The organism is Rhizobium leguminosarum, from assembly GCF_010668065.1.
GTDB classification, from domain to species: domain Bacteria; phylum Pseudomonadota; class Alphaproteobacteria; order Rhizobiales; family Rhizobiaceae; genus Rhizobium; species Rhizobium leguminosarum_S.
On record NZ_WUEN01000003.1, the window covers coordinates 349,573 to 370,443 of the forward strand.

Here is a 20,871-nt window from a genome sequence, read left to right on the forward strand (position 1 = left end):
AGGTAATATGCCCAAAATACTTGCAAAGATTCCAGTTGCCTTCCAAACGATCGGCGGCTAGCCTGTATATACAGGCCGGGGAAGCAAAGATCGTCATGCGGGTCATCTCTTCACAGCAAGCTGCGGATCTCCTCGAAGACGGGATGACTGTCGCGGCTTCGGGTTTTGGAGGATGCTGCCATCCCGAGGCCATCACGGCCGCGGTCGAGGAGCGCTTCCTCGCCTCTGGAAAACCCCGCAACCTGACGCTTCTGTTTGCTGCCAGCACGGGCGATCGTCAGACGCGCGGCATGGGGCACTTCGGTTATGAAGGCCTGGTCGCCTGTGTGATTGCCGGGGGATGGCGCGGAACGCCGCGCCTTGGAAAGCTTGCGATCGAGGAAAAGATCGAAGCGCATTGCTGGCCGCAGGGCGTCATCGCCCAGCTCTATCGGGCGATTGCCGCCGGTCAGCCTGGGGTGGTCACCCATATCGGGCTCGGCTCTTTCATGGATCCGCTTCATGGCGGCGGCCGCATGAATGCGACGACGCCGCGCACGCTTGTCGAGCGTGTTTCGTTGCGCGGCAAGGAATGGCTGCTTTATCCGTCGATGCCGCTCGACTGCGTGCTCTTGCGCGGAACGACGGCCGACGAAGACGGCAACATCACCCTCGAGGATGAGGCCTTCCCGCTCGACGTGCTCGCCATGGCGCAGGCGGGACGAAACTCCGGTGGCATCGTCGTCGTGCAGGTCAAGCGGATTGCCGAGCGCGGCTCGCTGCAGCCCAATGACGTTCGTATCCCGGCGGCGTTGGTCGATTATGTGGTCGTCTGCGAGGATCCGGCCCAGCACGGCATCAGTTTCGCCGAGACGGATAATATCGCCTATACCGGACGCGTCCGGATGGCGGCGAGCCGCCTGCAGCCGGCGCCGCTGTCGGTCGATAAGATTATTCAGCGACGTGCCTTCCTGGAACTGGCGCCGCTGAACCGCCCGACGATCAATCTCGGCATCGGCATTGCCGCCGGGATCGGCCGCATCGCCAGCGAAGAAGGATTCGACGATTATACGGTGACGATCGAATCCGGGGTCATCGGCGGCGTGCCGGCCGAGGAGCTGTCCTTTGGCGCCGCCGTCAATCCGACCGCCATCATCCCACAGGCATCGCAGTTCGATTTTTACGACGGCGGCGGCCTCGACATCGCCTTTCTCGGCATGGCCGAGGTGGATCGGCATGGTGCGGTCAATGTCAGCCGATTTAATAATTCCATCGTCGGGGTCGGCGGCTTCACCAATATCTCGCAGACGGCCAAACATGTTGTCTATCTCGGCGCATTTTCGGCGGGAGGCGCGGAAATTGCGGTTGCCGACGGCAGGCTCGACATCGTCAGGGACGGCCGCCTTTGCAAGATCGTCGAGGCTGTCGACCAGATCAGTTCGAGCCCCGCCTTTGCGCCGGAGGGACAGTCACAGCTCGTCGTCACCGAGCGGGCTGTCTTTCGGGTGATTGACGGATGCTTGACGCTGACGGAGTTTGCCCCCGGCATCGATCTTGCCGCCGATGTTCTCGACCGCCTGCCGAAGGGCATCGCGGTGTCGGACCAGCTGAAGCAGATGGATGCGCGCCTGTTTTCGACCCATGCCATGAAGGACATTGCCCCATGAAAATCGATGGAGCCGCCATCATCGTCACGGGCTCGGCAACGGGTGTCGGGGCGGCGTGCGTCAAACAATTCGCCGAGGGCGGCGCCCGGGTGGTCATCAACTACAGCCGCAGCAAAAGAGAGGCCGATGAGACCGGCGATATCTGCCGCAGCCTGGGCGCGGAGGTCGAGATCGTCCAGGCCGACGTTGCCGATGACGCGGCCTGCCGCCGGATGGTCGCGATTACAGTCAATCGATGGGGGCGGCTCGACGCCCTGGTGAACAATGCCGCGATGACGGTCAAATCCGATCCTTTCGATCTGGAGACATTGTCGGCCGAAGATTTCCAGAACGTTTTCGGCGTCAACGTCATCGGTGCCTATCAGATGTGCCGGGCGGCGGTGCCTGCGATGCGGGACAGCGGTGGTGGCGCGATCGTCAATGTCTCATCCAACGTTGCCTTTACCGGCGGCGGCAGCTCGCTTGCCTATACGGCCTCCAAGGGCGCGCTGAATGCGCTGACTTTGGCCCTGGCGCGCACCTGCGGTCCCGATATCCGCGTGAACGCGGTTTGTCCCGGCATCATCGATACGCGCTGGATGCGCGATACGCTCGGGCCGGATACCTATGGAGCCATTGCCAAGCGATTTTCGGAAACCGCGCCGCTCGGCCGTGTCGCAACACCGGAAGACGTTGCCGGCGCCATTGTCTGGCTTGTTCAGGGGGCTGACTTCGTCACCGGCGAATTGCTTTCCGTTGACGGCGGCATCCGCCTGTCCGGTGGCGTTCGCAAACCCGCGACACCCGGCGGAGCCGCATCGTGACGCTATCGGCCCAATCCATCCTCGACTTCCCGGTGCCGCAAGCGACGCATGTGGTCACCGCAAGGGATGCCATCCTTTACGCCTTGTCGGTCGGCTACGGCGCCGACGCGCTCGGCGAAAAGACATTGAAATACGTCTATGAACGCGATCTCGTGACCGCGCCGACCCTTGCCAATATCGTGGCGCATCCGGGGCCATGGATGCAGCAGACGGGCGTCGACTGGGCGCGTCTGGTGCATTCCGAACATCGCCTGACGATCCATCGGCCGGTCCCCCTCGATGTGCCGCTGATCTCCCGCTCGCGCGTCTTGTCGGTGGTCGACCGCGGCGTTGAGAAAGGAATGTTCGTCAGCTTCGAACGCCTGATCGCAACCGTGGACGGTGATGAGCCAATCGCGACCATCGTCCAGACCAATGCGTGCCGCGGCGACGGTGGATGCGGTTCAGTGGGATCTGCGCCCGAACCCTTGCCGAAAGTCCCGGACAGAGGGCCGGACCTTGAATTTGATGTCGACATCCCTGACAACGCCGCTCTGCTTTATCGCCTGAATGGCGATCTCAATCCGCTGCATGTCGATCCGCAGGCAGCCGGCAGGAGCGGCTTTGACCGGCCGATCATGCATGGGCTGTGCAGCTTCGGTTATGCGGGCTACGCCATTGTCGCTGCCATCGATCCAGGCATGGCCAGAGGCTTGAGCGGGATTGCGGCGCGTTTCAGCGCGCCGATCTTTCCCGGCGAAACGATCACCGTGCAGATGTGGCGGAACGATGCCGAGATTCGCTTCCGAGGCCTCGTTGCTTCTCGGGGCACGATCATCCTCGACAATGGCATGGCGAGGTTGTCATGACGAAAGCGGTCAAGCCGGCCGCCGGCGAGGCGCGCCATTATATCAGGATCAAGGAGCAGATCCTGGCCGAGATCGCCCAGGGCAAGCTGCAGCCGGGAGACCGGGTATCCTCTGAGAGCGAATTGGTGGCGGCATTCGGCGTCAGCCGCATGACGGCGAACCGGGCGCTGCGGGAGTTGATGTTCGAGGGTGTTCTCAAGCGATCCGCCGGGATCGGAACCTTCGTTTCGCCCAAGCACCTCGATGTCGATCTGCTTCAAATCCGCAACATAGCCGACGAAATACTGGAGCGGGGCCACACGCATCAGGCGATGGTGGTCAAGGCCGGCTTGATGAAGGCGGATGCCAACGTCGCCGATGCGCTCGAACTCATCCTCGGCGCTGAAGTGATGCATTCGCTGATCGTGCATATGGAAAACGACCAGCCCATTCAGGTCGAGGAGCGCTACGTCAATCCGCTGGTTGCGCCCGACTATCTCTCGACCGACTTCCGCAGCATGACGCCGCACGAATATCTGACGAAAGTGGCGCCGATAACGGCGTTCGAACATATCGTCCAGGCCGTCAAGCCGGATACGACGATACGCAAATATCTTGGCCTCAGGAACGATCACCCTTGCCTGCGCGTCTTTCGAAGAACCTGGTCAGGCGAGGCCGTCGTGACCTGTGCGCTGTTATATTATCCCGGCGCGCAATATCGGCTGGAAGCACGGTCCACCAAGGGTCCCTCCAGGCCCGTCGCCATTCTCGGAGAGAAACAGTGAGCGCTACCAATTCTCCGTCGGTCATCTTCAGCGCGGCGCCGCCGACGATCGAGGACATCGCAGCAATTGCCCGCCGGCAGGCAAGGATCGAGATATCCGCCGAAGTCGAGGCGCGGATCGTGGCCGCGCGCGCCGTCGTCGACCGCTATACGGAAAGCGACCTGCCGGTCTATGGCCTGACAACGGGACTTGGGGCGGGGGTCGACACCAGACTTGCAACGGAAGATCTGGTGGCGTTCCAGATGCGTGTGCCGCAAGCCCGCGCGGTCGGCGTCGGAGAACCGCTCGCACAGGAATCCGTGCGGGCGATGATGGCCGTCAGGGCCGCCGGCATGGCGGCGGGCGGCTCCGGCGTTTCGCTGCAAGTCTTCCAGGGTCTGATTGCCGCCATCAATGCAGGTGTGCATCCTGTCGTCCCGTCGTTGGGCTCGATCGGTGCGGCGGATTTGGCGCCGCTTGCCCATATGAGCCGGGGCCTCCTGGGCTTCGGTGAGATCGAGCTTGGCGGCGAAGTGCTGCCGGCTGCCATCGCCCTTGACAGGGCCGGCCTGAAGCCTCTCAAATTCGCGCCGAAGGACGGGCATGCGCTTGTTGTGGCCAACAGCCTCTCCATCGGCCTCGCCTGCTTGACGCTTGTGGATATCGAGCGGCTCTTCGATTGGTCCCTGAAGGCGATTGCCGTTAATTTCGAAGCGTTCCGGGCCAATGTCAGTGCCTTCGACGACCGCGCTCTGGCTGCAAGACCGGCCTTTGGGCAGCGCCGGGTCGCGGCTCAGCTGATGGAGCTTCTTTCGGGCAGCTCCTTGCTTGCCGCCGATGCAGCAAGGCGTCTGCAGGATCCTTTGAGCTACCGCTGCACACCGCAGGTCTGGGGCGCGTTGAGGCATGCGATCGATGAGGCAAGGCAGGCGACCGACATAGAGCTCGTCAGTTCCAGCGACAATCCTGTCGTGATCGCATCCGAGGGCGTCATTCTTTCGCACGGCAATTTTGACATGACCGCTTTTGTGCTCGCCTGGGAAAGGCTGGGGCAGGCGATGGCGCATTGTGCGACAGGCACCGCCTATCGGATCATGAAGATCATGTCGCCTGGCATGTCCGACCTGCCACGTTTCCTGACCCCGATGGGCCAGAGCCGTACCGGTTTTGCGACCGTGCAAAAGACCGTCTCGGCCATGGAAGCCGAAATCCGCCATCTGGCCATGCCGGTTTCGCTTTCGCCCATTCCTGTTGCCGATGGCGTCGAAGACCAGGCATCGATGGCTCCGAGCGTTCTGGCAAAGGCGCAGGCGATCGTCGAGCGCCTGCGCTATCTGGTCGCCATCGAACTGATTGCTTCGGTACAGGCCGTCGAGCTCAGAGGCGTCTCGGGCGAATTGGGCAAGGGATCGGCGCAAGCCTATGCCTTTGTTCGCACCCACGTCCCGGCGCTTGAAGAGGATCGCGCGCAAGGGCCGGATTTTGCGACGATTGCCGCATTGATCGGGCTTGGCCCGCAATAAACCGGTTCGCCACTGCCCCGGCAAGAAGGGCAGGGCGCCAACCGGTCATGCTGACGGTTATTCCGGGGAATGCCGTCGGTTCGTTCATTGAAAAGTCAACAAGAGGGAATGACTATGAAAAATTGGACAAAAGGCATCTTTGCAGCCGGCATCATGGCAGCCGCCATGTTCCAGCCTGCATCCGCAGAGACCATCAAGGTCGGCAGCAAGAATTTCACCGAGCAGTTCATCCTCGCCGAAATGTACGCCGCCGTTTTGGAAAATGCCGGCATCACCGTCGAGCGCAAGATCAACCTCGGCGGCACGCTGATTGCTCACCAGGCATTGGTGGCCGGCGAGATCGATCTCTATCCGGAATATACCGGCACGGCGCTCGCTTCTGTCGTCAAGGGTGAGATGTCGACCGATGCCGAGAAGGTCTACACGCAGGTCAAGGATTTCTACGCCAAGCAGTTCAACCTCACCTGGCTGAAGCCGAGCGGCATCAACAATGGCTATGTCATCGTGGTCCGGCAGGAAACGGCGCAGGCCAACAATCTGAAAAGCCTGTCGGATCTCGCCAAGGTTTCCAAGACCCTGGTCTTCGGCGGCGGCGCTGAATTTCCGGACCGCGCCGATGGCCTGCCCGGCCTGAAGCGTGTCTATGACGCCGAGTTCAAGGAGTTCAAGCAGTTTGCCAAGCTCGGCCTTCGTTATGACGCGCTGGAACAAAAGGACATTGACGTCGCCAATGGCGCCGCGACCGACTGGCAGATCGGCTCGAAGAATCTCGTGCCGCTGGCAGACGACAAGGGTCTGTTTCCGCCCTACTACGTGGCGCCCGTTGTCCGCCAGGACGTGCTGAAGGCCAATCCGAAGGTTGCCGAACTGCTGGAGGCGGTCGGCACCCATCTCGATAACGAGAAAATGCGCGTCCTCAATGCCAAGGTCGAGACCGATCACGAGGAAGCCAAGGACGTGGCGGTCGAATTCCTCAAGGAAAACGGCCTGCTGCCGAAATGATTGTCACGCCCGCGGCCGGGTATCGATCCGGCCGCGACCTGGCGTGGCGATAGTTTGGGGTGTCTGTTCGAAAATCCGTCCGTTCAGCAGCCGGACAGGAATGTGGAGAAGCGGGAAATGCAGGAAATCTGGATCGATTATCTCAACGCCCTCGATGCCAAGGCGCTGGCGCTGACGAATGACGAGATTCTCGATGCGGTGTCGAAAGCGCTGGATGCGCAGGGCAGGGGCGAAACCGTCATCGAGCCGCGTGTTCATCTTGTGCCGGAGAGTTCCGACAAAGGCCATTTCAACGTGCTTCGCGGCTATGTCAAAGCGCTGAACTATGCCGGCGTCAAAGTCGTCGGCGATTTCGTCGACAACTATAAGGTCGATCTGCCCTCGGAGCTTGCGGTCCTCAACCTGTTCGACCCGAACACCGGCGTGCCGAAGGCCATCATCGACGCGACTGCTATCACCGACATGCGCACCGGCGCCGTGACCGCCCTTGGCGCAAAATATCTCGCCCGCAAGGACAGCAAGATTCTCGGCCATATCGGTGCTCGCGGAACCTCTTACTGGAATGTCCGCCTTCTCGACCATCTCTTCGACTTCGATGAAATCCGCGTGCATTCCCGCCGCCCGGAAAGTCGCGATGCCTTCGCAAAGCGTCTTGAGGCGGATCTCGGCAAGAAGATCATCGTCACCGACAATTGGCAGGATTGCCTTAAGGGCGCCGATATCATGGTCGAGGCCAGCCGCCTGCCGGAACCGGCGCCGCTGTTCAAGACGGAATGGGTGAAGAAGGGAGCCTTCGTCGTGCCCTATGGCACGATGAGCGCGCTTGAATTCGATCTCACCGATATCATGGACAAGGTCGTCGTCGACGATTGGGGACAATGCGGCCCCGGCAAGCCGTTCGGAGCGCTTCGCCGTCACGTCGACGAGGGCAAGGTGACGGCCGAGAACCTGCATGCCGAAATCGGCCAGATCGTCTGCGGCATGAAACCCGGCCGCGAGAGCGACGAGGAGACGATCCTGTTCTGGCATCGCGGCCTCAGCACGACTGACGTGGCGCTCGGCGCCGCCATGGTGGCGAAGGCAAAGGAGATGAATATCGGCCAGCGCCTGCGGTTCGCATAGTCGCCATGGTGATGTCCAAGCCAATCGCCTGTTCGAGAATGTATAATCTCAGTCCGCGCATTCGCAGCCTGTGGGACGCGCTGTTTGCGCTGGTCAGCCTACGTTCCGGCGTCGAGCTGGAAATCATCGCCCATGCAGCACCGGCACCCTTGTCGGCGTTATGGGCGAGGCCGGACATGGGAGCGGTCTTCATGTGCGGCTATCCGTTTTCGCGCATGCCCGAGGGCTTGAGACCGGCTGCCCTTGCTGCACCGGTCTCGAGCGAAGCATGGTCTTTGGAGCAGCCGCTCTATGCCAGCCACATCCTCGTCGCCTCCACCGGGCCGGTGAACGCAGTGGCGGATCTCGCTGCGGCACGCTGGGGCTGGACCGTGCGCGATTCCCAGTCGGGCTACCATGCGGCGCGCTCCTACCTTGCCGGCCGATTTGCGGGCACGATGAAGCAGAGCACGACGGTCGGACCACTGCTCAATCCCTCAGGCATCGTCGCAGCCCTCAAGGATGGCAGGATCGACGCGGGCGCGATCGACGCTTACGCCTTCCAATTGTTGTCGATGCACGAACGCGACGCGATCGATGGTCTTCGTATTCTAGCGACGACCGATCCGCTTCCCGCTCCGCTATTGGTTGCCGCGCAAACATTGCCGGCGGACATTGCCGCAGCGTTACAGCGCAGCCTCGTGACGTTGCATGAAACGCCTGAGGGAGCGGCAGCTTTGGAACGGCTGGGCCTCAGGCGATTTTCAGTGGTCGCTCCGTCGGCCTACGATGTCCTGCCGCAGAGAGCCGACGACGCCGATCGCAGATTGGGGATCTCATGGTAGACAGGCGAACGAGGGCTCGGACGCGGAGGTTTCGATGATGAAATGGGTCCCTAAACACCTCGACCGGCTATTCGAAGCGCTGTTGGAGCACCTGTATCTCGTTTTTTCCTCGGTCGGCATTGCCCTGGTGATCTCGCTGATCGTCGGGATATGGGCGGCAAGGCGACCGCGGAGCTTCGCGGTTATCATCATCTTCACCGGTATCTTGTTCGCCGTGCCGAGCCTGGCGCTGTTTGCGCTGCTCATCCCCATCATGGGGATTGGGGCGGCACCCGCCATTACCGGTCTTGCCGCCTACTCGCTGATGATCCTGATCCGCAATATCGGCATGGGGTTTCAGGCAATTCCACGGGACATACTCGAAGCTGCCGATGGCATGGGCTACGGCACGGCGCGCCGGATCTGGGAGGTCGAGCTGCCGCTGGCGATGCCTTATATCGTCGGCGGCATCCGCATCGCCATGGTGACGGTCATCGGCATCGCGACCGTTGCCGCCTATATCAATGCTGGCGGGCTCGGCGTCATCATTTTCGAAGGCATCGACCAGCGGTTTCCCGAAAAGATCATCGCGGGCGGGCTGCTGACGTCATTTCTGGCGCTCTTTGCCGACTACTGTTTTGCATCCTTCGAAAAGCTGCTGCGCCGGCGCAGTGGAGGTAAAGCAGCATGATCGTTATCGATGCATTCAGCTGGATCTTCAATAACTCCGGTACCTTCTTCAACGCTTTCAATCGCCATCTTCTGATGTGCGTCCTATCGCTCGGCATCGCTTTCGTCATTGCCGTGCCACTCGGATTTGCCGTCGCACGGGCACCTCGCGCCGCCTTTGCCGTGGTCAATATTGCCGGCGCCTTGCGCTCCATACCGAGCCTTGCGATCCTGTCGGCGGCGATGCCGTTTCTCGGCATCGGATTGTTGCCGTCGGTGGTGGCCCTCATCGTCCTTGCCGTGCCGCCGCTGCTGTTGAGCACGATCATCGGCATCCGCGAGATCGACGCCTCGGTGATCGATGCGGCCGATGGAATGGGCATGAGCGCCGGGCAGATGCTGTGGGAGATCGAACTTCCTCTGGCCGTTCCGTCGATTCTGTCAGGCGTCAGGACGAGTGCCATCCAGGTTATCGGCGGGGCGGCGCTGGCCTCCTTCATCGGCGGCGGCGGGCTTGGCGATTTCATCAATGCCGGCATTGCGATCATGAACATGCCGCGCCTTCTCGTCGGAGCGGTCCCGATAGCCCTGCTCGCGATCTTTGCGGAACTGGCATTCGGCGCCCTGGAGCGCGTCTTCACTCAACGGCGCTAAGCGGCCGAAAGCGGATATCAGGATGATTCATCTCGACCATGTTACGAAGAATTACGACGGAAGCGGCCAGCATGCGGTCGACAATCTCGATCTCCTGATCGAGACCGGTACGACGGTTGCCCTGATCGGTCCTTCGGGCTGCGGCAAGACCACGACCATGCGCATGATCAATCAATTGGAAACACCCACGACGGGGCGGGTGCTGGTCGATGGCAGAGATATCGCCCGGGTCGATCAGAAAGAACTGCGCCGCAGCATAGGTTATGTCATCCAGCAAGTTGGTCTGTTTCCGCATATGTCGATCGCGCGCAATGTCGCGACCGTGCCGCGGCTTCTCGGTTGGGAAAAGGCGCGCAGCGATCGCCGGGTCGACGAGCTGCTGGATCTCGTGGGTCTTGATCCGGCCATCATGCGGCAGCGCCTGCCACACGAGTTGTCGGGCGGACAGCGTCAGCGCGTCGGTTTCGCGCGTGCGCTCGCCGCCGACCCTGCCATCATGCTGATGGACGAACCGTTCGGCGCGATCGATCCGATCACCCGCGTTCGGCTTCAGGACGAATTCCGCGATATTCTCAGGAAGGTGAAGAAGACCGTCGTCATCGTCACCCATGACCTCGATGAGGCAATCAAGATGGGCGATCGCATCGCCATCATGCGGGATGGCCGCCTCCTTCAATATGATACCCCGCAGGAAATCCTCGCGCGTCCCGTCAATGAATTCGTCGAGAGTTTCCTCGGTCCTGACCGGGCCATAAAAAGGCTGAGCTTGATTGCCGTATCGATGATCATGACCGCGCCGGAACCGTCGAACGGCGATGCCGAGATCGCCGCTGACGCCACGGTTCACGACGCCTTGGCGCTCATTCTTTCCGGGGAGATGCCGGGCCTGCACGTCAGAGCCGCTGACGGGACGCTTGCGGGATATTTGTCTCGTGACACTCTATTGCGCGCCAATCGGCTGTAGAGCAATTCCACCAAAGTGCGCAGCGGAAGAGCTTCGGCTGGGGTCGTTGCGCAACAGGGCGATATCGCCAGTCGCCATGCATGAACCCTTCGAACGCTCGCAGGCGGGCATCGACCGCCACAGCGATGGATGGATGTGAAATATATTTCACCGTATGAATTATATTGACAGCGCTCTGCCGTTGCGATTATCTGCCCATACCGGACTTCGAGGAGGAACTCCGGTCTTCAATGGATCATCGGCAGCCGCTGAGGCGCCGCCGGATATTTGGGAGGGGCTTCGGCCTCGAGGAGGAAACTTGCGCAAATTTCTAAGCACGACCGCATTGGCGGTCCTTACATCGACGCTTTTCGCCGGCGCGGCCAGCGCGGACGCGGAAAATCCGTTCCGCTGCAAGCCCGGTGAAAAATACGTCATGAACGTCATGGTATCGGGCGTCGAATATTGGTTCCCGGTCTATGAAATGTTCAAGCAGGCCGGTCAGCAGCTCGGTTGCGAGACGGCCTATACCGGCACGCCGGAATATGACGTCAACAAGCAGATCGCCACTTTCGACCAGGCGCTGGCCCAGAACCCGGCCGGTATTCTCGTTCACCCGATGAACTCCGACCCGTTCATCGAGCCGATCAACCGGGCGATCGACCAGGGCACGGCGGTCGTGACCTTCGCGGCCGATGCGCCGCTTTCCAAGCGCATCTCGTTCGTCACGTCGGACAATACCCGCGAAGGCACTTATGCGGCCGACGCGATTGCCGAAAAGATGGGTGGCAAGGGTGAATATGCCGTTCTCGAAAATCCGGGCCAGGACAACCACGACAAGCGTATCGCCGCCTTCATCGCCCGTATGGAGGAAAAATATCCTGATATGAAGCTGGTTGGCCGCGCTGCGTCCAACCAGGACCCGAACAAAGCCTATCAGGGTCTGATGAGCTTGGTGCAGGCACATCCGAACATTGGCGCCGTCTTCATGCCGGAAGCGAATTCGGCCATCGGCGCTTCGCAGGCCAACAAGGAAAGCGGCGGCAAGATCCTCGTGATGTGCGCCGACGTCAACGCCAACATTCTCGACATGATCAAGGCGGGCGAAGTGTTCGGCTCGATCAACCCGAACCAGGGCATGCAGGGTTACATGGGCTTCATGCTCCTGTGGCTTGCCAAGCATCCGGAACTCATCGACCCGATGAACGACGCAAAGAGCGCTGGCTTCAACCCGATGAGCATTCCGTTCGTCGACAACGGCCTGTCGATCGTCACGGCTGCAAATGCCGACGACTTCTACTGGGACAAGTATCTGAAGCGGCGGGGCACCAAAGGCATCGAGGAGTAAGCCTTTGTGCCGGCTGTCCGGGGGCAGGAAACTCCGGACAGCCACCGCGAGCGTGAGGAGGAGACGATGATGGCGCCGGTGCCGGTTCTGGAAATCCGCAATGTCAGCAAGCACTTCGGTGCGGTGAAGGCGTTGACGGATGTGAGCTTCAGCCTGGAGAAGGGCGAGGTTCATGCGCTTTGCGGCGAAAACGGCGCGGGCAAGTCGACGCTGATGAACATCATTGCCGGCGTGCTGCAGCCAACCGAGGGGGACGTTCTCGTCGATGGCGCGCCGGTAAAGGTGACCTCGCCGGCCGTGGCGCAATCGCTCGGGCTTGGCCTCGTGCATCAGGAAATCGCGCTCTGCCCCGATGCGACGGTGGCCGAGAACATGTTCATGGCCGCGACCAACCGCCGCCGCTCGCCTTTCATGAACTATGGCCGGCTGGAGCGGGATGCGCAGGTCGTGATGAACCGTCTGGCGCCGATCGACGTGCGCCGCAAAGTCGGCGACTTGTCGATTTCCAGCCAGCAGCTTGTCGAGATCGCCAAGGCGCTGACGCTCGATTGTCGGGTGCTGATCTTCGACGAACCGACGGCGGCATTGACGGAATCGGAGACGCAGATCCTGTTCGCAATCATCCGCGACCTCAAGGCGCAGGGCATTTCGATCATCTATATCAGCCACCGCATGGCCGAAATCTTCAGCCTGTGCGACCGGGTCACCGTGTTTCGCGATGGCCGTTATGTCTCGACGGAGAAAGTGGCGGACGTGACGCCGGATGATGTGGTGCGCCGCATGGTCGGGCGCGAGATCACCCAGCTCTATCCGGAAAAGCAGGCGCCGGCGGAGCGGACCGATGAGATCATTCTGAGCGTCCGCGATCTCGGCGACGGCAGCCGCTTCACGGATGTGAGCTTCGACCTGCGCAAGGGGGAAATTCTCGGCGTCGGCGGGCTGATCGGCTCAGGCCGCACCGAGATAGCCGAAGGTATTTGCGGGTTGCGGCCGGTAACTGGCGGCGAGGTGCAACTGCATGGACAGCGGCTGCGGGCGCGCTCTTATGCGCAGGCGGCGCAGGCGGGCGTCGTCTACCTGTCGGAAGACCGGAAAGGCTCCGGCATTTTCCTCGATCTTTCCGTTGCCCAGAACATTGCCGTTCTCGATTTGAAATCGCTGACCGGACCACTGGGACTGTTGAATTCCAAGGCCGAGGCGGATCGTGCCCACAACCTGGTCCGGCGGCTCGGCGTGCGAATGGGTGGCATCGACATGCCGGTCTCGTCGCTGTCGGGGGGAAACCAGCAGAAGGTGGCGATTGCCAAGCAGTTGGCGGTCAATCCCAAGGTCATCCTGATGGACGAGCCGACCCGCGGCATCGATGTCGGCGCCAAATCGGAAATCCACCGGCTGCTGCGCGATCTCGCGCGCTCCGGCATCGGCATCGTCGTCATCTCGTCGGAACTGCCGGAGCTTCTCGGTCTGTGCGATCGGGTGCTGGTCATCCACGAGGGCACAGTTGCAGGCGAGGTCGAGGGCGAGGCGATGACGGAGGAAGCAATCATGCGTCTCGCCTCGGGGATCGGCGGCCACAACAATTCAAGGGCATCAGAGCATGCCGCATAGGGAAAAAGCAGGGGCAGGAGACAGGGTTATGGCGGACGCTACATTGGCAACGGCACATCAGGCACGCGCGCCCGGCTGGAAACGGCTGGGGACGATGCGCGAGGCGGGACTGATCGCGATCATCCTGGCGCTCTGCATCGTCATGAGTTTTGCCTCGCCGCATTTTCTGACGCTCGGCAACTTCCGGGCGATGCTGATGTCGTTTTCGGTGGAAGGGATCGTCGTCGTCGGCATGACCATCCTGCTGATCGTCGGCGGCATCGACCTGTCGGTCGGCTCGGTCGTCTGCTTCTCGATGGTGCTGTCGGGCTCGCTGTTCCTGATGGGGCTCGATCCGTGGAGCGCATCTCTGATCGGCATTCTTGCCAGCGGCCTGATCGGCTGCGTCATGGGCTTCTTCGTCACGATCGTTGGGCTCAACCACTTCATCACCTCGCTTGCGGCGATGGTCATCGTGCGTGGTATCTGCCTGATCATCACCAAGGGCACGCCGCTGTCGCTGTTCACCTTGCCGCCCTCGTTCAAGGCGATCGGGCAGGGCACATTCTATGGCGTCCCCTATGTGATCCTGATTTTTGTCGCGGTCGTCGTGCTGTTCGACTTTCTGCTGCGCCGGGCAACCGCCTTCCGCAAGGTGTTCTACACCGGCAGCAACGAGAAGGCGGCGCTCTATTCCGGTATCAAGACCAACCAGGTGAAGTTCTGGGTGACGGTGCTCTGCGCCACGCTGTCCGGTGTCGCCGGGGTGATCTACATGTCTCGCTTCGGTGCCGCGACCCCGACCTTTGGCGTTGGCATGGAACTCAACATCATCGCAGCCGCGGTGATCGGTGGTGCGTCGCTGAATGGCGGTTCCGGCACGATCCTCGGGGCCATTCTCGGTATTGCCCTGCTGTCGGTCGTAACAAGCTCATTGATCTTGCTCGACGTGTCTGTCTATTGGCAAGACATGATCAAAGGCTGCATTCTGCTTGCCGCCGTCTCGATCGATCATTTCCTGCACAAGCGTAAGGCTGCCTGATATGCCGATAGCCAAGCTCAAACCCGCAAATGCGCCGCGCGAGGAAATCGTCATCGCCCGGCAGATGCACCAGGCTCTGGTCCTGCATTTCCTCGAGGGACTGACACAGGCGCAGATTGCCGATCAGCTCGGCATCTCGCACGCCACCGTCAACCGGCTGATCAAGCGCGGCCGCCAGCTCGGTCTGGTCGAGATCAAGATCAAGTCGCCGGTCGAGCCGCTGGTCGATATGGAAGAACGGCTACGCGCACTTGGCGGCATCGGCCGCGCAGTGGTGGTGCCGACAGTGTCCGACAATCCGCAGACGGCGCTTCAAGCCGTCGGCGAAGCGGCTGCAAGGTTGCTGCTGGAAGAGATCACCGACGGCGATACGATCTGCATCACTGGCGGCAAAGGGGTGAGCGCCGTCGTCGCCGGTCTGCAGCCGCCGCGTCGGTTCAATGTCGAGGTCATTCCAGCAACCGGCTGCGTGCAGGGTAAACACTATACCGACGTCAATCATGTCTCGACCTTGATGGCCGACCGGCTTGGGGGACGTTCCTACCAGATCCATGCACCCCTCTTTGCCGATGATGCCGAGCAGCGGGCGATGCTGATCAACATGCGTTCCGTCGCAGACGTTTTCAAACGGGCGCGTGAGGCGAAAGTGGCGGTGGTCGGCATCGGCTCGATCCTGTCGGACGATTCGAGCTATTACGACCTGCATCCGTCCTCGAGCACCGACCGCGCCGCGATCGAGCGCTCCGGCGCCTCCTGCGAATTGCTGGCGCATCTGCTCGATGATCATGGCCAGGTCTGCGACTACAGCCTCAACCGTTCGCTGGTGTCGCTGACGCTGCCGGAATTCGCCTCGATCCCCACCAAGATCGGTGTGGCGAGCGGGCCGAACAAGGCGGGCCCGATCCTCAGCGTTCTCAGGGGCAATCATCTTGATACGCTGGTGACCGATGAGGCGACGGGTGCGCGGGTGTTGGCACTGGCGAATGGCGAAGGAAAATGGGCATGAGCGGACAGCAACTGACACGTGAGATCGGCAAATCGGGCGTTTCCGCCTCGGCGGTCGGATTGGGCACCTGGGCGATCGGCGGCTGGATGTGGGGCGGGACCGATGAGGACGAATCCGTCGCCGCGATCCAGGCATCGCTCGATGCCGGCGTAACGCTGATCGACACGGCGCCGGCCTATGGGCTCGGGCGTTCCGAGGAGATTGTCGGCAAGGCACTGACCGGGCGCCGCGAGAAGGCTGTCATCGCCACCAAATGCGGCCTTGTCTGGCATACGCAGAAGGGTCGCCATTTCTTCGACCAGGACGGCAAGCCGGTGCACCGTTATCTCGGCCGTGATGCGATCCTGCATGAGGTCGAGGAAAGCCTGAGGCGGCTCGGAACCGACTATATCGACCTCTACATCACCCATTGGCAGGACCCGACGACCCCTGTCGAGGAAACGATGAGGGCGCTGGAAGACCTGCGTACATCGGGCAAGATCCGGGCGATCGGCGCAAGCAATGTCAGCCCCGACGACCTCAATGCCTATATCGCTGCCGGTGGTCTCGATGCGATCCAGGAGCGGTTCAGCATGATCGACCGGGAGATCGAGGCGGAGCTTCTGCCGCTGACCAAGGCCAACAGCATTGCGACGCTGAGCTACTCGTCGCTGGCCTTGGGGTTGCTGTCCGGCACCATCGGTCCCGACCGGGTGTTCTCAGGCGACGACCAGCGCAAGGGCAATCCGCGCTTTTCAGTCGACAACCGCCAGAAGGCAGCGGCGCTGGCCGACGCCATCCGGCCGGTCGCCGAAAAACACGGCGCCAGCATCGCCCAGATCGTGATTGCCTGGACGCTGGCGCAGCCGGGCGTCACCTTTGCACTTTGCGGCGCGCGCAATCCGGCACAAGCGCTCGACAATGCGCGGGCCGGGACCGTCCGGCTGGATGCGGCCGATCTTGCGGCCATCGATACGGCCATAGCGGCGAAACTGACTGACATGGACAGGTAGCGGATCGCCATCATGAAACGGCAAGAGATATTGGACGGGCTCCGCAAGAGCCCGAAGGTGGACGTCTGTGTCATCGGCGGCGGCATCAACGGCATCAGCGTCTTTCGGGAGCTGTCGCTGCAGGGGCTGAATGTGCTGCTCGTCGAGAAACACGACTATTGCTCCGGTGCCAGTTCGGCGCTGTCGCGCATGGTGCATGGCGGCCTTCGCTATCTTGAAAACGGTGAATTCAAGCTGGTGCAGGAATCGCTGGTCGAGCGGGACCGGCTGCTGCGCAATGCGCCGCATTACGTCGCGCCGCTGCCGACGACGGTGCCGGTGTTCGATATATTTTCCGGACTCGGCAATGGCATCGTCCGCTTCCTGGGCCTCAGCCGCCGCCCGAGCCGGCGTGGCGCCGTCGCCATCAAGGCGGGCCTGAGCATCTATGATTTCCTGACCCGCAAGCGGGCATTGATGCCGCGACATCAGTTTCGCGGCCGACGCACGACGCTTGCCAAGTGGCCGGCGCTCAATCCCGACATCAAGAGTTCCGCCACCTATTTCGACGCCTGGGTCAGCCATCCGGAGCGGCTCGGCATCGAGCTTCTGCAGGATGGTCTTTCAGCAAAGTTCGGGGCGATGGCGCTGAACTATGCGGAACTGCGGCGGACAGAGGATGGTCAGTACCATGTCGAAGACCAGATCGGCGGCGCGTCCGTTGCTGTCGAACCGGCGCTGATCATCAACGCCACCGGCGGCTGGATCGACATCGCCAATCAGACCCTGTTTTCGTTTGAAGCGCGGCCGGCTCCGCTGATGGGCGGCACCAAGGGCTCGCATCTGATCGTCGACAATGCGGACCTGCGCGACGCGCTCGCCGGTCACATGATCTACTATGAGAACGAAGACGGGCGGATCTGCATCCTGTTTCCCTATCTCGGCAAGGTTCTCGTCGGTTCCACCGATATCCGCGTCGATGATCCGGAAACGGTGCGCTGCGAGGCGGACGAACGGGATTATATCCTGCAATCGCTTGCCTTCGTGCTGCCTGATATCGCCATCCGGCCGGAACAGATCGTTTTCCAGTTTTCCGGTGTGCGGCCGCTGCCGGCGAGCACCGACAGTTTTACCGGGCGCATTCCGCGCGATCATTTTTGCACGGTCGTAGAGCCGAAGGATGGCGGCCCACCGGTTCTGTGCATGATCGGCGGCAAGTGGACGACATTCCGGTCCTTCGGGGAACTGGCGGCCGACATGGCGCTGAAAAGGCTAGGCAGGCAGCGCCGTATTACGACAACCGATCGGCCAATCGGCGGCGGGCAGGCATTTCCCGCCAACGCGCCTGTCTGGCTAACGCAGGTGGCGGCCAGCAAAGGCCTTTCCATCCGGCGCATGGCCGAGCTGTTTGCTCGATATGGCACGGATGCCGAGGCGGTTGCCGGTTTCATCGCGGCGGCCCCCGATGCGGTGCTGCCGCACGCCGGCTACTCGGTTCGCGAATTGCAATTCCTGATCTGCGGTGAAGCGGTGGAACATCTCGACGACCTGCTTTTACGGCGCACGACGCTTGCCGTTTCGGGCGAGCTTACGCTCGACATGATGGATGCCGCACTCGACCTGCTGGCGCAGGAAAAGCGCTGGGCGCTCGTGCATCGCGCCCGTGAGCGCGACCGTTTTCTCACCCTTCTCACCGAACGCCACGGCATCGACGAAGACATGCTTTCGGCAAGGAACGAACCAAGGAGCACAGAATGCGACACAACAGCAAAGTCCGGATGAACCGGCTGTTCGGCGGCGGCCGCTGCCTCGATGTGGCGATCGATCACGGCGTCTGCAACGAACCATCCTTCCTCAATGGGCTGGAGGATATTCAGGCCGTCGTCAAGGCGCTGGTTTCTGCAGAGCCGGACGCGATCCAGATGAATTACGGCCAGGCCGACCTGCTGCAGGATGTGCCCGGCAAGGACAAGCCGGCGTTGGTCATGCGCATCGACATGGGCAATCCCTATAATCGGATCCGCCACCGCGACATGTGGGCGGTGCTGCAGAACGAGGCCGAGCCATTGATCGGCGCGATCGAAATGGATGCGGCCTGCGTCGTCGTCAACCTGTTCATGCTGCCGGACGAGCCGGACCTGTTCCGTCAATGCGTGCAGAACATTTCCCGTGTGCGGGCCGATTGCGACAAGTATGGCATGCCGCTGATGATCGAGCCGTTGGTGATGCAGCCGGTCACCGAAAAGGGCGGTTACATGGTCGATGGCGATGCCGACAAGATCGTTACATTGACGCGGCTCGCCCGCGAGATGGGGGCGGATATCGTCAAGGCGGATCCGACCACCAATGCCGAGGATTTCCACAGAGTGGTGGAAGCAGCCCGTTGCCCGGTTCTGGTGCGCGGCGGCGGCAAGGAAGATCTTCGTGCCGTCTTCGACAAATCGGCAGCATTGATACGACAGGGCGCAATGGGCATGGTTTATGGGCGCAACATCTATCAGCACGCCAATCCGAGTGCGGTGGTGCGCGGGCTGATGGCGATCGTGCACGAGGATGCGAGCGGCGAACAGGCCTTTGCGCTCTACCAGCAGGGCTGAGCAGCGATTTCGAATCTTGGGAGGGGTTCTGCATGGGAGAGTATCTTTTGGGGCTCGACGCCGGAAACACCGTCATCAAGGCTGTGATTTTCGACCGGGCGGGCAACGAGATCGCGGCTGCGTCGGAAGAGGGACACAGCCGCATGCCGAGCCCGGGGCATGTCGAGCGGGGTCTGGACGAATTATGGGCGAATGCCCGACAGGTCATCCGCGCCTGCATTGAAAAGGCAAAGATCCAGCCGGAGGAAATCGCCGCGATCGGTTGCGCCGGGCATGGCAACGGTCTCTATGCGCTTGATCGCGACGGCGCTCCGCTCATCGGCATCCAGTCGCTCGACACGCGGGCGGCCGGGCTGGTCGATGAATGGCGAGAAGCCGGCGTTGGTGACCGGACCTATCCGATTGCCCGCCAGCGCCCGTGGCCATCCCAGACGCCGACATTGCTTGCCTGGCTGAAGCGTCACCGGCCGGAACTGTTCAGCCGCATCGGTACCGTGTTCTTCTCCAAGGATTTCGTCGTCAACCGCCTGACCGGCCGCCGCGTCAGCGAAGTATCCGACATGTCGGGTGCCGGTCTGCTCGATCTTGCCGAGCGCCGCTACGACAAGGCGCTGATGGAAGCCTATGGACTGGGCGATTGCATGGACCTGTTGCCGCCACTCATCGAAAGCACCGACATTGCCGGTACGGTAACGGACGAGGTGGCGACGCAAACCGGGCTCGCCGCCGGTACGCCTGTGGTCGGCGGGCTGTTCGACGTTGTCGCCTCGGCGCTCGGCTCGGGCGTTTCGCGCACCGGCAGCGCCTCGATCATTGCCGGCACATGGAGCATCAACCAGGTCGTTATAGACAGTCCCGACCTCGACGGGCCGGTCTTCATGTCCTCGACCTTCGATCGCACCCGCTACATGGCGATGGAGAACAGCGCCACCTCGGCTGCCAATCTCGAATGGCTGGTGCGGGAGTTCTTCGAAGGCGAGCATGCGGAAGGCGTTTCGCCCTTCGATGCCTGCTGCGCACTGGCCGGGGCGATCGAGCCCGCGGCAGACGACCCGCTCTATCATCCATATCTCTACGGCGCCCAGCAGGACGGTCACGCGCGCGCCGGCTTCTACGGCATTGCCGGCTGGCACACCAAGGGGCATCTGGTTCGCGCGCTTCTCGAAGGTGTCGCCTTCGGCCATCGCCAGCACATCGAGACGATCCGAAAGGCCGGGGCGGTGTTCAACGAGGCGGTGCTCTCCGGCGGCGGCTCGCGCAGCCTGATCTGGCCGCAGATCTTTGCCGATGTGCTCGGCGTACCCGTCACTGTCGCCCGCTCGCGCGAAACAGGTGCATTGGGGGCGGCGATTGCGGCCGGAACCGGGGTCGGCGTCTTCGCGGATTTCGGCGCTGGTGCTGCGGCCATGGTCCGGACCGAGCGGCATTATCGCCCGGATGTCTCGCTTGAGGCGCATTATGCGCGGCGCTACGCTCTCTATCAGGATATAGCCGAAGCGATGGCACCGCTCTGGCGGCGTCTGACGGCGGTCCCGCCGGCGGCAGCGGGGGCGGCGGCGTGAAT

The 20,871-nt window shown here is 61.9% G+C and carries 19 protein-coding genes; all 19 read left to right on the plus strand.

Annotation, left to right across the window (positions count from 1 at the left end):
* The first annotated feature begins 95 nt into the window (after positions 1–95).
* Positions 96–1,646, plus strand: coding sequence for an acyl CoA:acetate/3-ketoacid CoA transferase (locus tag GR198_RS10040; RefSeq protein ID WP_164024381.1), 1,551 nt, complete (start codon positions 96–98; stop codon positions 1,644–1,646).
* Positions 1,643–2,449: an SDR family NAD(P)-dependent oxidoreductase gene (locus GR198_RS10045; protein ID WP_164024382.1), complete on the plus strand. Its 807-nt coding sequence runs from the start codon at positions 1,643–1,645 to the stop codon at positions 2,447–2,449. Before GR198_RS10040 ends, GR198_RS10045 begins: the two co-directional genes overlap by 4 nt.
* Complete coding sequence (locus tag GR198_RS36225; RefSeq protein ID WP_164024383.1) at positions 2,446–3,297, plus strand: MaoC/PaaZ C-terminal domain-containing protein; 852 nt, start codon at positions 2,446–2,448, stop codon at positions 3,295–3,297. The genes GR198_RS10045 and GR198_RS36225 overlap by 4 nt, the downstream gene beginning before the upstream one ends.
* On the plus strand, positions 3,294–4,061 hold the full coding sequence (gene hutC, locus GR198_RS10055) for a histidine utilization repressor (RefSeq protein ID WP_164024384.1): 768 nt from the start codon (positions 3,294–3,296) through the stop codon (positions 4,059–4,061). The genes GR198_RS36225 and hutC overlap by 4 nt, the downstream gene beginning before the upstream one ends.
* Complete coding sequence (locus GR198_RS10060) at positions 4,058–5,563, plus strand: HAL/PAL/TAL family ammonia-lyase (RefSeq protein ID WP_164068688.1); 1,506 nt, start codon at positions 4,058–4,060, stop codon at positions 5,561–5,563. Before hutC ends, GR198_RS10060 begins: the two co-directional genes overlap by 4 nt.
* 114 nt (positions 5,564–5,677) lie before the next feature.
* Positions 5,678–6,565, plus strand: coding sequence for a glycine betaine ABC transporter substrate-binding protein (locus GR198_RS10065; RefSeq protein WP_032990827.1), 888 nt, complete (start codon positions 5,678–5,680; stop codon positions 6,563–6,565).
* Between the two features lie 117 nt (positions 6,566–6,682).
* Positions 6,683–7,687 (plus strand): ornithine cyclodeaminase family protein, encoded by a 1,005-nt coding sequence (locus GR198_RS10070; protein WP_164068690.1) that lies wholly within the window; start codon positions 6,683–6,685, stop codon positions 7,685–7,687.
* Between the two features lie 5 nt (positions 7,688–7,692).
* Positions 7,693–8,511 carry a phosphate/phosphite/phosphonate ABC transporter substrate-binding protein gene (locus tag GR198_RS10075; protein WP_164068692.1) on the plus strand — a complete coding sequence of 273 codons (819 nt, stop codon included), beginning with the start codon at positions 7,693–7,695 and terminating at the stop codon, positions 8,509–8,511.
* A gap of 37 nt (positions 8,512–8,548) precedes the next feature.
* Positions 8,549–9,181: an ABC transporter permease gene (locus GR198_RS10080; protein ID WP_003550062.1), complete on the plus strand. Its 633-nt coding sequence runs from the start codon at positions 8,549–8,551 to the stop codon at positions 9,179–9,181.
* On the plus strand, positions 9,178–9,813 hold the full coding sequence (locus GR198_RS10085; protein WP_011649507.1) for an ABC transporter permease: 636 nt from the start codon (positions 9,178–9,180) through the stop codon (positions 9,811–9,813). Before GR198_RS10080 ends, GR198_RS10085 begins: the two co-directional genes overlap by 4 nt.
* A gap of 22 nt (positions 9,814–9,835) precedes the next feature.
* On the plus strand, positions 9,836–10,777 hold the full coding sequence (locus GR198_RS10090) for an ABC transporter ATP-binding protein (RefSeq protein WP_017991370.1): 942 nt from the start codon (positions 9,836–9,838) through the stop codon (positions 10,775–10,777).
* Between the two features lie 298 nt (positions 10,778–11,075).
* Complete coding sequence (locus GR198_RS10095) at positions 11,076–12,104, plus strand: substrate-binding domain-containing protein (protein ID WP_164068694.1); 1,029 nt, start codon at positions 11,076–11,078, stop codon at positions 12,102–12,104.
* A 69-nt stretch (positions 12,105–12,173) separates the two neighbouring features.
* Complete coding sequence (locus tag GR198_RS10100; RefSeq protein WP_164069044.1) at positions 12,174–13,712, plus strand: sugar ABC transporter ATP-binding protein; 1,539 nt, start codon at positions 12,174–12,176, stop codon at positions 13,710–13,712.
* A 28-nt stretch (positions 13,713–13,740) separates the two neighbouring features.
* Positions 13,741–14,733 carry an ABC transporter permease gene (locus GR198_RS10105; protein ID WP_204337059.1) on the plus strand — a complete coding sequence of 331 codons (993 nt, stop codon included), beginning with the start codon at positions 13,741–13,743 and terminating at the stop codon, positions 14,731–14,733.
* Position 14,734: 1 nt separating this feature from the next.
* A complete protein-coding gene (locus tag GR198_RS10110) occupies positions 14,735–15,739 on the plus strand; it encodes a sugar-binding transcriptional regulator (RefSeq protein ID WP_011649510.1) in 1,005 nt (334 codons plus the stop codon).
* Complete coding sequence (locus GR198_RS10115; protein ID WP_164068698.1) at positions 15,736–16,731, plus strand: aldo/keto reductase; 996 nt, start codon at positions 15,736–15,738, stop codon at positions 16,729–16,731. The genes GR198_RS10110 and GR198_RS10115 overlap by 4 nt, the downstream gene beginning before the upstream one ends.
* Positions 16,732–16,743: 12 nt before the next feature.
* Complete coding sequence (locus GR198_RS10120) at positions 16,744–18,492, plus strand: glycerol-3-phosphate dehydrogenase/oxidase (RefSeq protein ID WP_164068699.1); 1,749 nt, start codon at positions 16,744–16,746, stop codon at positions 18,490–18,492.
* Positions 18,465–19,307 carry a class I fructose-bisphosphate aldolase gene (locus GR198_RS10125; protein WP_164068701.1) on the plus strand — a complete coding sequence of 281 codons (843 nt, stop codon included), beginning with the start codon at positions 18,465–18,467 and terminating at the stop codon, positions 19,305–19,307. The genes GR198_RS10120 and GR198_RS10125 overlap by 28 nt, the downstream gene beginning before the upstream one ends.
* 32 nt (positions 19,308–19,339) lie before the next feature.
* The gene (locus tag GR198_RS10130; RefSeq protein ID WP_164068703.1) at positions 19,340–20,869 is read left to right on the plus strand and encodes an FGGY-family carbohydrate kinase; all 1,530 of its coding nucleotides are present in this window, start codon (positions 19,340–19,342) and stop codon (positions 20,867–20,869) included.
* Positions 20,870–20,871: the final 2 nt, after the last annotated feature.